Here is a 12,624-nt window from a genome sequence, read left to right as displayed (position 1 = left end):
CACATTCAAATATAAATAATGGGTATTATCAACATGTTAATGCTTTGTTTATAAATGGAGCAAATTGACATACATAACTTATATTCTGAAGGGGGGGCCAAATCCTGAGCAAGCTAATTATGGGGATTTAGACACCCCACAATAAAACCCTCATCATATTGACAAACAACCTCATCGGAGGGCGGTAGGCCAGAACAATCAAGATCTTCAGCAACTGTTAATGTAAACCTCATGTTCTCAAGATCAACTTTTTCAATGCGAAGAATCCCGATGGCTTGCTCTCTGAGTACTTTTTGTAACTGAGATACAAATTCGTTAAAATCGAGTTCCCTGTTCAGCATATTCTCACAAAATTGCCTCCCGGCAAGACTGCCTGCCTTAATGATGATATCATTTGTTTTGTTTATACCTAACTCGGTTATCATCACGTCTCGAAAAGTATATTGGAGTAATCGATAAACAAAAACCGGAACACTTAAACCAAGGTTTGGTCTCCCGCTTTCAAGATCACCCAAGTCTTCCCATACAAATTTGTTATAATCACGCTCTTCATTAAACATAGATTCAATTCTCTGTGGCTAATCGCGGCGCAGCCGCCTGGAACGTCGCAATTAACCGGCGCGTTTTTTGCGTCCGTGTTTCCAGGTAGGAGCATCGGTTACCCGACGCCCCCCCCTACAGACCCGTACGTGAAGATTTCCCTCATACGGTTCCTCGGTTCAAATCCTTTTTACCGGATTATCAACCAAACAGGCGACACCCCGTTTGGCGTATAACTTTGCAGCCCTTACGGCATCAAATATTATGGACTATTCTGGGTAATGGCAGTGGGTATGTTGTGCGCAAGTCCTCGAACATTACTTCGCCCTTGTGACTTCTTCGGCTTAACCATCGACGCCATGCTTTCTCAGTATATTCAAACACAACTTCCAGCGCTTTGTAGTTACTTATTACACCAAAGTACTGGTAAAAACCTCGCAGTTTACTGCAAAGGAATCTCATACTGCTCGACCATTGGCTTATGACGGTTATCCTTGCACCATATCCATATTCTCTTCATAAAACGGCTTGAACGCTTTCTTGCCGTCTTTTTCTTTATTACCATGTACCCTTTTAATGTGGGGTGTCTAAATTCCCATAATTAGCTTGCTCAGGATTTGCCCCCCCCCTTCAGAATATAAGTTATGTATGTCAATTTACTACATTTATAAACAAAGCATTAACTTGTTGATAATACCCATTATTTATATTTGAATGTGGTCAAACAAATGCTTATTAAGCTGCGGCACGGTTATTATATTCGGCATTATTGAGCGCGTAAGGTTGTTTTGTAAACTTATTTACGGGCCCACCTAATTGTTCAAAATTTGCTGTAATATCAGTTACATCTTTTGATTTTTCATCATTTTTTGGCACCGGTAGAAGAGTTAAACCACAGTCAAACTCAGTTGACAAACTATCTGTAAGGCTTCCGGGGGTTGGTAAAATTTTTCGGCGCTGCCGAGTTAAAGACAACAACTTATTTTCAACTTCCTGTTGTTCCTTTACTGTAACGCCCATTGCCATCCGAACGGATTCTCTATTCACAGATCCGCAAAAAGCCGGTAAACGAAGTGCAATTCGGTTTGCATCTTTTACTTCTCCTGTACCATGTGTTTTACCAAGTCCAAACAGGGATTCAATATTATCAGAACAAATAGGCATTCCAGTATTGCCCATGCCCAATGATTCAGCGACTATTAATTGTTTTTCCATCCAGGTAATAAAACCGATACGTACTTGAGAGCTTTGAGGGATATTTTTTAAAAGTTCTTTGCACTCTTTGTAGGTTTTCATATTCAAGCCTTGAGCTTTAAGAATTTCCTGGCTTTTTAAAAGAGGAGATGCATCACGAAGAAATCGCTTGATAAACTGTTTATATTCAGGAAGTTTACCAAGATAATTCCTAAGTTTTGAAACTACAGAGCCCTTTGAAACTCGCCCCCGTGGTGAGTGCTTAAGAACCATTTCAGCCCATTTCACCATTCGATGAATATTCATGAATCGAGCTTTTGTCGAAACCTTTGGGGGTGCAAAAAATGCAAGTACTGTTTGCTTAAATTTTTTTGAGGCTTGTCCGCAAGCAGAGATAAAACAGTCATACGAAGGATGTTTTGTATATTCTTTTTTTAATAGATTGGCAACAACATGAGAAATATCATCAATGGAGAAACTTGAAAATCCTCTTTCATTTAGGAGTCTGACACCTTTCATGAGGTCCATTCCTCCGTCTTTCAAATATGCAGCAGGTTTTCCGGTGATGAGAATCACCTTTTGTAAAAAATTTGCAATGGATTCTCCAGTCCATGATTTCGCCACTGAAATTGCTACACAATTGATGTTTTCAAGAGTTGGAGCACCTTCATGATTTTTAAAATGATCAGTTCTAAGCTCCAAAATAGCAAGAATTTTATCAGCTCCCAATGCTATTGAGGTATCTATCATCCAAATAGCACCATTTACAATCTTATCCATATCAAAAGAAACAGAAGAAAGCCCTTTATAGTTCCAGATTTTTGATAGTGAATATCTGGTGACCCAGTTAATGATCGTTTGAGGGCACGGTGTTTTGGTTATCCCAAGGTATGCTTGTAAAATGCCAAACATTCTTGATATTGCTCTGAATCCAACGTGTCCGACCAAAAATAGGCGTAAAGAAATAAAAATCAATTCCTCCTTACTATTAACCGACAATGTGTTCTTTTTACGTTCTTGTTCTAATTCTTGTCTATTTTTCCGGAGTTCAGACTTGTATTTATTTCGTTCATTTTTAGTACGTTTCAGCTCAGCTTTCTGATACTTAATTATACGAGTACGATCAACTGCTTTGTCTTTCCAGGCAGTTCTACTTTTTTTAATTTTGAAACTTTACTCATAGCAATAACCATCTTTTTGGTTAAAATATTTGAATATATAGGGAATAATAATTTTTTTCAATCAGCAATTTTGAATTATTGACGGCATTTTGTTATGGTCTACGCAAATTTTACTGAAAATATTGAAGGTGCCTGAATGACATATGATAGATTGCAAGCAAAAATAATCCCTGGCAAACATTGTAGCTTTTGTGGAAACGATTCTGTTCCTTTAATAAAAACAAAATGTTGTGACCAATGGATTTGCTGTGACACTTCTTTTGCATCTATAAAAGGTGGAGATTATTGCCAATATCATCACGAGCACGAGGGTCTCTGCCATTTTCATTACAATAACAGCCATTCAGGGATATGGCAGGAGTGCAAAGAATGCCGGGATTTGGTTGGGGAAGATAATTTTAATGCTGCATTTCATGACCCCAACAATGTGCCAAGATATTAATCGCACTCATGATAGGGCCAAAAGTTGAGCAAAAAAAGTAACCACAAAACTGAGTTTTTGGACACCCCAGGTCAGATGTAAGTGATTATCTGATTCCTTTACGAATACGTACAATTCCAGGAGAAACCACCGTAAAAGATTGATAAAGCTTATCTGAGTGTTCTTGTACAACAGATGAAATAATTTTAGCTTTTGCAAGTTGAGATAATCCAGCCAAACGAAAAAACAATACTCCGTTTAAAATTTTATTCTGACGAAAAACTAACTCTCCAAAATCTTTGTCAGCTGTTAACAATAAAGCATTTTGTTGATTTGCCCTTTCAAATACAATGTCATCGGAAATACTTGGATCTATCTCCGCTATATAAAGCACATCATGACCTTCTTCTCTGAGAATTTCAACAATCTGTCTATCAACACATTCATCAGCCATTATATTCATTACGCAACTCTCGATATAGGGTAAATCACATCAGCTTTTAAAGCTTTTGCCGCAAAACCGAGGGCTGCTTGAATAGCATCCATAGTTAACCGAGGATGAGCATCTATAATCTGCTCAAATGTTTCACCAGCAGCTAACTTTTCTAAAATGAGTTCAACTGAAATTCGTGTTCCTGTAATTACTGGTTTTCCCATCATTACTGATGGTTCAGATTGAATAAATTTTTCATACATTTTGCACCTCATCTCTTAGTTAGCACATAACGGTTGCGTTCAGCCGCTTGGCGGGTTCGGCGCGAGCACATCCGCCTGCAAACCGACCCCAATGCGGGTGAGGAAACTCGAAAAGCGCGCCGATTAGCCAAGTCGGCTGCAACGCGTTGTTAGCGCGGCCCTTTACTTTTGCCCAACGAACCCGCTCCCAAGGCGCATTCCCCTCCACGTTCTCTCGACCTGTCGACAAATCCGCTTCCCGCTTCAACTGATTGCTTCACCAACATACTTTCGCTCACGAAACAAGCAAAAGTTATCCGCTCCTCGCTCGCGTTTCACCTTCGCCCCGCCGACGGTCTGATTCGCGTGTGTTCCTTCGACTGCCCCGAAGGATAGCTTTTGCGCTTTCACCATGCGAGCACGCTAACTCCCCATTCCAACTCACCACTTCTACCATCAGTAGCTTTCGCCGAGCGTCGATTACCACCTCTCCCCGCCTGAGACTAGCAAAAGGCATCCGTAGTCCGCGAAGGATGTCTTTTGCGGCTCTCACGAAACCCCTCCCGAACCACTGCAAGTTTCCCTCTCTCCCAGGCAGGGACGAAGCATACCTCCTAAACTGTCAAACGGCTTCGTTTGTCGCACTCACTGATCGCTACAGACTCCGCCACGTCCAATTGATTGACGCTCCTACATCTGCTGGATCTGCCCAAGGTCCTGCTCTAACCAATCCAGAGCTTCCTGATCCATTGTGCCTTCGTCCACGAACGACTTGGCTCTGGCAATCGCTTCCTCCATAAAAAACACGGATTCATCCTTGCGTCCCATCTTCTGATAGGTGAGCGCCAGACCGTGATACCCATTATGGTGTTTAGGCTGCGACATCACCAACTCTTTGAACTTCAGCTCGGCTGCTTCTAGCTTTGCGTTCCTCAGCAATGTCATTCCTTTGTTGTACCACTCAAAATCCTGGTTCTCGTATGGCTTGATGTACGCTATCTCTTTTCTAATTTGTTCCAGGTAGTCTGCGCCCATTTGCTCTCCTCGATTGTCTACTCCTCACAGGTATACTCCCGATTACTTTGGCCGCGCTAACGACCGAGTTAACCCGCCCGCCAACCAGTTTGGCAATTAACCTTGCGCGATGTAATTGTTTGAATCTAGCTCAAGAAAACGCACGTTCTCGCGGGTCGGTGTTGAACGCATTGTTATGTGATTTCAGGCACATAGGTTTGTTTGAGTTATTTTCTTTTTACAACTCTAAACCCAAAATGGTCGTTTGTTGCACCTACATTAGTTTCTGTAAAACATTGTTTATCATACGAAGCATACTCTTCGGGATATGTCCAACCACTGCCAACTGTAATAAATGTTTCATATTCGGATGAAACTTTTGAGCGACAATTATACTCAAATTTATTCTTAGATTGTGTCCATTCTATTACATTTCCTGATAAACCGTAAACACCATAAGGGTTTGAATGTAATAAAGTAACTGTTTGAACGTGTCCTTTATGTTGCCCTGGCCACTGGGTGTGGTCAAGACCACCTTTGGGTAATTTTTGATAATGTTTTTTTATTGAATGCCCATTGTAAACACAATTTTCGGGTATTATTGTTCCATCGCTTGTTCCATATTTATAGCCTTTTCCGCCATCAACAACCCATTTATACAGTTCAACTGTAGGTAAATCGTAGTCATAAAAATCGGCAAAGGCTTTAGCCGAATAATACTCAATGTAAATAATAGGCCAATTTTTAACCTCTTCATGAGTTGGCAGTTTTAAATCTAAATCGAACGATCCTGCAAATAAAATATTATCATCATATTCTCCTTTATCGAAGCTCACTGTTTTACGCCCTTTAACAGATATGCTTTCCGGACAAAAATCTTGCAATTCTGCCCAATTAGTAATTTTATCGGCAACTTCAATTCCTGCCGGCAAATTAGAATTGTCGAAATAAATATTCCAATCAACCTGTTTTGGATCAACAACACTAAATTTTTTCCCATCAAATTCAATCATGCACCTATTTAGTGGGTTTTTCATCTCCCACCTGTCAATTTCCCCATCGTGCCCGTGGTCTCCAGTCATTCGAATATTTAACAAATCGAGAATTCTATGACCATTTTTATCGTAAACTAATTGCTGATTTTTAGATTTATATCCACGCATTTGTTTTGCAAATTATCAGGAACATATGGCTTTGCAGAGTTCTGGCTTAATGGTTCTACCTCTCCAACAGTAATATGACCTGCTTTTAAAGCTGTATTTAAAAAATCAACATATTGCTGATTTGTAACTTCTGTTTTTGCCATTTGAAAAGCTTTAATATCCTTTCCGTTTCCAGGAATATTTGCAAATTCAACTCCTGAGTTTTTGTTTAGGTTACTTGCCTCACAAACTGGAAATGAAACTGTAAATAAGCAGGTGAAAAACATTATAATTGTAAAAATTGATTGCAGGGGTTTATTTGATTTCAAAGTTACTTCCTTCTATTGTATTTAACACTGGACTTCCCAACGAAAAGTGTACACCTTTAATTGGCTGTATTTAGAGTCATGACCACCGGCCCAGCCGGTGGCTTGCTTAAAGCCCTATAAGGGCATTAAATACTGATAACCCCTTAAGGGGTATTACTTTGTTAAAGTGACTGTTCTGCGACCAAATCCATTTTTATTGACTAATTTTACTTTATGTTATTATCGCATAGTATGCTACTTGCACCCCTGAAGGGGTCTTTCACTAAATCTGTATCATATTGATCTCCAATGGACTCGTTATTCTGTTGATTTTTTATATACTGCCGTATTTTGGCCTCATCTAACCCAACTGTATTGACATAATAACCACGTGCCCAAAATGTATGCCCACGGAAATTCCTCCGTAAATGGCTATATCTTTCAAACAAAATCATTGTACTCTTGCCTTTTAGATAACCAACGATTGTTGAGACTAAATACTTTGGCGGGATAGACAAACAAATATGGATATGGTCCGAACACGCCGTTCCTTCAATGACATCAATCTTTTTATACTCACAAAGTTTTCTGAGAATTTGACCAACATCTCGTTTAAGTTTACCATAAATAACTTTTCTCCTATTCTTAGGAACCCAAACTATGTGGTATTTGCACTCCCATGTTGTGTGTGCTAATGTTTTTTTCACTATCTTACTCCTTTTGGATTTTAGTCACAGAATCAGCACTGTTACCTTTAGTCCAAAAGGAGCATTTAATAAATACTCAGCATAGCTTTTTCCATTCTCCCCAGCGTAGCTGGGGGTTTAGCTCTGTAATTATAATCCTCAAGAGTAGAAACATCCACCTTTTCAGGCAGTTGTTTTTTCTCATTGAGGAGCTTTGTGAGCTCTGCCTCTAACTGGCTTATTCCTGATTCTAAACAGGCTTTCAAGCTGTTTTCGCGCCTTGAGCCATCTTTGTTTAAAACTTCCTTAGTCCTTGAATTTTTTTTATGCTTTTTATCAAGCTTTTTACGTACGGTCTTAATTTCTTTCTCAATGGATTTGATAGCAGGATTTGCTATAAGCTGTTTATCGCTATCTAATGTTTTAAAGCCGGGGTGATAATGAAAAGGATGCCTGTCATGGAGGTGTTTAAATGTATTTTCAGAGGCACCCCAGCGGTTCAATATAGCTTGTGCGCATTGAAGAGTAGTTATAGGTCTGCCGTCATCCCATGCAAGACAGCATGTCCGACGGTTGCTGGTCTGATTCCAAAGATAAATTTTCCTGAGTTCAAAGGTTTTAGTTTTACCATTTTCCTCCAGGGTGAAGGTCTTTTCACCCTCGAAAATGCGGTATTTTTTGTTGTTCATCTCAAAGGATTCGTTAAAACAATCATCATCTAACTCCTTGAGTTTTTTTGAATCAACGTGTTTTTCCCAAGTAACAAAGGGAATTTTATCTTCAATAAGAGAGTTAAAAAATGGAGCGCCATACCCTTCTCTGTCAAAGACCATGATGGGAGGCTCTGTAAGTTCCTTGGCCCATTTTTTTTTCAGTTCGACAATATGAGTTTTAAGATCGCCTTTTCCTTCTTGAATCTGAAAATCAACAATACGACCACTTTCATCGCATGTAACTATATTTGTTTGTCCCGGCATCATCATTTTGCGCTGTGTATTAAAGGCAAGATGAATTTTTCGTCTGCCTGTGTATGGAAGCAGATGCCCATCTGCAAACCATATACAGGTACTGACCAATCCGCCTAAAAGCTGTTGCTTAAAAAATAATTTACAAAGAGATGTGGAAAATCGTAAATTACAAGCTGCATAGAACCATTGCCAAACATCTCTTTTTGGAGGCAATTTATTGAGGCCCAAAATAAGCCCCGCTTCTTTCTGGTTAATATTTTTCAGTTGTTCTATGGATTTGATATTATTGGCGACCATCAACAAGAAAACTAAAAATATTTTATAGGCAGAACCAAAATAACCCATTATCAGCTTAAGCCATTGATTTGTACTAATTAAAACAATTAGATAAGGGAATATCCCTGCAAAACGAGTGAATTTCCAATCATGAAGGCTCTTAAATGGTTGTTCGTCTTTTGAAACAAGTTGTTCGCCGAATTCAAAATCAAGCTCCTGCTGTTTTTTTTGATTTTCTAATCGTTTAGCTTTTCTCTCTTTAGCGAGAATGACAGCCTTGGTGCCCTGTATGCGTTTGTGCTGCGTGCTCTTGCGATGTTGTTCAAGATTTTTGCCCATTTTGGGATTATATCCACCCAATAAGCCTTCTGTCCCAAATTTTTTTTTGCTCTCAATGTAATTGTGTATCGTTTGTCTGCTAATATTAAGGGCACCAGCCAATAAAGATTTATTCGCACCCAATTCAACGGCATCAACAACAAATATTTTTTTTGCCGGCTTGTCAGAAATATCAACCTTTTTAACAATGATATCGCGGTTTTTAAGGGTAATCATGTGCTTATTTCTTCTGTTAAAAACCAACGACAAATTTGCGCCAATCATTTTGGTGTTATCGTTTTTTTTCTTTGGTATATCTGGAAATAGTTGTTTTTGCATAATTGATACCTTAATGTGGTGTACGCAATGTGAATTTTTAATAAGGTATCACAAAAAAATATTTTTTACAAAATAAATTTACATTAAATAAAAGAAATAGTTAAAATAAAATAGGTTAAACATATGAATGTCCAACATTATGCTTGTCCAATAAATTACTGGAGAATAGTCTAACTACCTGAATAATAAGGCTTTACGCATTTCTATTCACTTTGTACGTTCCGAGGTCTGTAGGAACCCAAACTATGTGGTATTTGCACTCCCATGTTGTGTGTGCTAATGTTTTTTTCACTATCTTACTCCTTTTGGATTTTAGTCACAGAATCAGCACTGTTACCTTTAGTCCAAAAGGAGCATTTAATAAATACTCAGCATAGCTTTTTCCATTCTCCCCAGCGTAGCTGGGGGTTTAGCTCTGTAATTATTATTTATACACAACGCATTGTCATGTGATTATTGGCGACAATTCAGTCACATAGATTGCAAGACTTGAGTTTGTTTATCTTTGATTAACCACTCTAAAACCAAAATGATCATTTCCCCTGTGTGCTCCAGTATTTTTTGCCTCTTTTGTTGCTAGGGATTGAGCATCATCATAATAATTCCACGATCCCCCAATTCTTATATATGCTTCGGTATCCTTTCCTGTGCGGTCTACTGCATTAGGATAATCAGCTAATGCCGATTTTGTCCATTCGTAAACATTACCAGACAACCCATAAACACCATACGGGTTTGGAGGGAACAGCTTGACGGACTGAACATGCCCTTTATCTTTACCTGGAAATTTACTAAAATCTGGTATTTTAGGTTTTGATGTTTCCCCATTTCTTTGTCTTTTACCTTTTTTGGGGTATTCATCAAATGAATGGCCACTATAAACGGTATTATCAGTATTGACAGTTCCGTTGTTAGTTCCGTATTCGTAATTTTTCCCACCAGTACCTGCCCATTGTATTTGTTTCAGAGTAGGCAAATCGTACCCGTAATAATCAGCAAAAGCTTTTGCTCCATAGTACTCTATATGATTAACAGGCCAGTTTTTTACTTCTTCAAGGGTTGGTAGTTCTGTATCTAAATCAAGGTGACCTGCAAATACAACATTGTTATTATAATTGCCATAATTCCAAGTAACTATTTGTTCTTTCTTAATTACTTTTTTTTCAGGCCAAAAACGGTGTAACTCTGCCCAATTCATAATACTATCAACTGGTTCAACTCCATCTGGAAGATTTGCTTTCTCGAAATAAATTGCCCAATCAACTTTCTCTGGATTTACAACATTAAATGACTTTTTTACAGTATCGTATTCAATCATTATTCTATTTAAGGGGTTTTCCATTTCCCAAAGCTCAAATTCTCCGTTATGGTTATGGTCACCTGTAACTCTGACTCCTAGCAAGTCAAATAATCTTTTTCCGTTATTATCGTAAATACATTGTTGATTACGTGACTTAAAGCCTGCAAACATTAATTGGTCAGCACCTAAAGGTTCAATTTTACCAACTGTTATTTTGTTTTCACGTAATGCTGTATTCAAAAAATCCACATATTGCTGATTTGTGATTTCTGTATTGCTCATTTGAAATGGCTCAACATTCTCTCCATTTCCTGGAATATCAACAAGTTCTATTTTTGATTTTTCTGTCAATTTCGTTGTCTCCTTACAAGAGACAAGAGGCAAAATAAACGAACTAACAAGCAATAAAAAAAATAACGAAATCTTTTTTTGATGCATTGCTTCTATATTTGTTGCCATATTTTCTTCCTTCCTATTGTTATCAATTACGTCTTCACACGCTGGTCTTATCCACGAAAAATGGAGATTGTTTTGAGTTGAATTTCATTTTATTTTTTACACATAACGCGGCTGTTGGAGGAACTCGACAGCCGCGATAAGTGGACCGTGTGCGTAGCGCAGCGGAGCTCACGGTCCACTTATCGACCAAGCTCACCTGCCGCTATGGAGCGCCAGCGGAATAGCGGTCAGGTTCCAGGTAGGAGCATCGGTTACCCGACGCCCCCCCTACAGACCCGTACGTGAAGATTTCCCTCATACGGTTCCTCGGTTCAAATCCTTTTTACCGGATTATCAACCAAACAGGCGACACCCCGTTTGGCGTATAACTTTGCAGCCCTTACGGCATCAAATATTATGGACTATTCTGGGTAATGGCAGTGGGTATGTTGTGCGCAAGTCCTCGAACATTACTTCGCCCTTGTGACTTCTTCGGCTTAACCATCGACGCCATGCTTTCTCAGTATATTCAAACACAACTTCCAGCACTTTGTAGTTACTTATTACTCCAAAGTACTGGTAAAAACCTCGCAGTTTACTGCAAAGAATCTCATACTGCTCGGCCATTGGCTTATGACGGTTATCCTTGCACCATATCCATATTCTCTTCATAAAACGGCTTGAACGCTTTCTTGCCGTCTTTTTCTTTATTACCATGTACCCTTTTAATGATTTTGACCAGTAAAATGTAAACCCTAAAAAATCAAACGTCCCGTTTCCCTTTCCGCTAATGCGTTTGGAAAATCGAATCAGTTTTGTCTTTTCCGGGTGAAGTGACAGCTCGAACTGTTCGAACCGCCTGGGTAATACATCCATGACACGCAATGCGTCTTTTTCATACTCGAACCCGAGGATGAAATCATCCGCCCAGCGTATGATGGAGCATCTCCCTTTCATCCGGGGGATCACTTCTTTCACGTACCAGTCATCTAAAACATAATGAAGAAAGATATTACTGAGCACAGGGGAAATTACTCCTCCCTGTGGAGTGCCCGTTTCAGAGTACGTCAGGTTGCCTTCCTCCATTACGCCTGCATTCAACCACTTCCCTATCAGGCGAATCATTCCGCCGTCACTTACTCTCCGACGTATCATGTCTTTAAGTAACTCGTGATTAATATTGTCAAATAGTCCTGTAATATCTGCGCTTACTATCCAGCTGATATTCTGCTTCAAGCATTGCTCACGTAAATCTTTGATTGCCATGTGTTGGCTCCGACCTTTTCTGAATGCATGGGAAAAATTGTAAAAATTCCTGTCAAATATGACATTCAATATGGCTGCTGCTGCTTTCTGGACAATTTTATCCTCAAGTACAGGTATGCCAATTGGACGCTTTTTCCCTCCTTCCTTGTCTATCCAGATACGCTTTACAGGAGACGCAACGTACTGTCCTCTCCGCAGTCGTTCATACAGATTATAGAGGTTTTGATCAAGATTTTCGGCATACTCCTTTGCCGTAACCTTGTCCACTCCTGCAGATTTGCTTTTCCGAATTTTACGAAAGGATTGTTTCAGTAAATCAAAGTCTATCCGATGGACTACTGATGTAAATACCAGTTCAGGATTACTTTGAGCAAGCAGCTCGATTTTGATAAGGGATGACCCACCTGTTAACACCGGTGGTTGTCCCCATTCTATCGGTCTGGAATTGCAAGCGACCGTTCTTGCAATTTCTCGGCTTTTTGTTGATATGGTTTGTGACATCTGTGTATCGTGTCCTTTCGGCAAGCGTGCATAGCGCAAAAAAAAATTTGGCGTAGG

The 12,624-nt window shown here is 39.3% G+C and carries 14 protein-coding genes; 1 reads left to right on the top strand and 13 read right to left on the bottom strand.

The annotated features are described in order from the left end of the window. Positions 1–113: 113 nt before the first annotated feature. The 4 genes from BuS5_RS19545 to BuS5_RS19530 all read right to left on the bottom strand — a co-directional run bounded on the left by BuS5_RS19545 (position 114) and on the right by BuS5_RS19530 (position 2,646). Positions 114–560, bottom strand: a complete 447-nt coding sequence (locus BuS5_RS19545) for a 4-vinyl reductase (RefSeq protein ID WP_274427911.1) — start codon at positions 558–560, stop codon at positions 114–116. Positions 561–795: 235 nt separating this feature from the next. After that, the gene (locus BuS5_RS19540; RefSeq protein ID WP_274427808.1) at positions 796–1,002 is read right to left on the bottom strand and encodes a hypothetical protein; all 207 of its coding nucleotides are present in this window, start codon (positions 1,000–1,002) and stop codon (positions 796–798) included. Beyond that, the gene (locus BuS5_RS19535; protein ID WP_274427809.1) at positions 983–1,105 is read right to left on the bottom strand and encodes a hypothetical protein; all 123 of its coding nucleotides are present in this window, start codon (positions 1,103–1,105) and stop codon (positions 983–985) included. The genes BuS5_RS19540 and BuS5_RS19535 overlap by 20 nt, the downstream gene beginning before the upstream one ends. A 170-nt stretch (positions 1,106–1,275) precedes the next feature. After that, on the bottom strand, positions 1,276–2,646 hold the full coding sequence (locus BuS5_RS19530) for a hypothetical protein (protein WP_274427805.1): 1,371 nt from the start codon (positions 2,644–2,646) through the stop codon (positions 1,276–1,278). 405 nt (positions 2,647–3,051) lie between these two features. Between BuS5_RS19530 and BuS5_RS19525 the strand changes: the two genes are divergently transcribed. Next, positions 3,052–3,357 carry a hypothetical protein gene (locus BuS5_RS19525; RefSeq protein ID WP_274427721.1) on the top strand — a complete coding sequence of 102 codons (306 nt, stop codon included), beginning with the start codon at positions 3,052–3,054 and terminating at the stop codon, positions 3,355–3,357. Positions 3,358–3,442: 85 nt separating this feature from the next. On the opposite strand, the gene BuS5_RS19520 is transcribed toward BuS5_RS19525, so the two are convergent. The 9 genes from BuS5_RS19520 to ltrA all read right to left on the bottom strand — a co-directional run bounded on the left by BuS5_RS19520 (position 3,443) and on the right by ltrA (position 12,567). Continuing rightward, a complete protein-coding gene (locus BuS5_RS19520) occupies positions 3,443–3,799 on the bottom strand; it encodes a DUF5615 family PIN-like protein (protein ID WP_274427910.1) in 357 nt (118 codons plus the stop codon). Beyond that, positions 3,799–4,032, bottom strand: a complete 234-nt coding sequence (locus BuS5_RS19515) for a DUF433 domain-containing protein (RefSeq protein ID WP_274427908.1) — start codon at positions 4,030–4,032, stop codon at positions 3,799–3,801. The genes BuS5_RS19520 and BuS5_RS19515 overlap by 1 nt, the downstream gene beginning before the upstream one ends. Positions 4,033–4,701: 669 nt before the next feature. After that, positions 4,702–5,046: a hypothetical protein gene (locus BuS5_RS19510; protein WP_274427903.1), complete on the bottom strand. Its 345-nt coding sequence runs from the start codon at positions 5,044–5,046 to the stop codon at positions 4,702–4,704. A gap of 206 nt (positions 5,047–5,252) precedes the next feature. Then, complete coding sequence (locus BuS5_RS19505; RefSeq protein ID WP_027355130.1) at positions 5,253–6,188, bottom strand: SUMF1/EgtB/PvdO family nonheme iron enzyme; 936 nt, start codon at positions 6,186–6,188, stop codon at positions 5,253–5,255. Then, positions 6,155–6,496 (bottom strand): hypothetical protein, encoded by a 342-nt coding sequence (locus BuS5_RS19500; RefSeq protein ID WP_027355131.1) that lies wholly within the window; start codon positions 6,494–6,496, stop codon positions 6,155–6,157. The genes BuS5_RS19505 and BuS5_RS19500 overlap by 34 nt, the downstream gene beginning before the upstream one ends. Positions 6,497–6,702: 206 nt before the next feature. Beyond that, complete coding sequence (tnpA, locus tag BuS5_RS19495) at positions 6,703–7,182, bottom strand: IS200/IS605 family transposase (protein ID WP_051375229.1); 480 nt, start codon at positions 7,180–7,182, stop codon at positions 6,703–6,705. Between the two features lie 65 nt (positions 7,183–7,247). After that, positions 7,248–9,062, bottom strand: a complete 1,815-nt coding sequence (locus BuS5_RS19490) for a hypothetical protein (protein WP_274427907.1) — start codon at positions 9,060–9,062, stop codon at positions 7,248–7,250. A 499-nt stretch (positions 9,063–9,561) separates the two neighbouring features. After that, entirely contained in the window at positions 9,562–10,821 is a 1,260-nt protein-coding gene (locus tag BuS5_RS19485; protein WP_027354911.1) for a formylglycine-generating enzyme family protein, read from the bottom strand. A gap of 387 nt (positions 10,822–11,208) precedes the next feature. Beyond that, positions 11,209–12,567 carry a group II intron reverse transcriptase/maturase gene (gene ltrA / locus BuS5_RS19480; RefSeq protein ID WP_198028377.1) on the bottom strand — a complete coding sequence of 453 codons (1,359 nt, stop codon included), beginning with the start codon at positions 12,565–12,567 and terminating at the stop codon, positions 11,209–11,211. Between the last annotated feature and the right edge of the window lie 57 nt (positions 12,568–12,624).

Source organism: Desulfosarcina sp. BuS5, from assembly GCF_028752835.1.
Taxonomy (GTDB): Bacteria; Desulfobacterota; Desulfobacteria; order Desulfobacterales; family BuS5; genus BuS5.
This window is presented reverse-complemented; position numbering and strand designations above follow the sequence as displayed.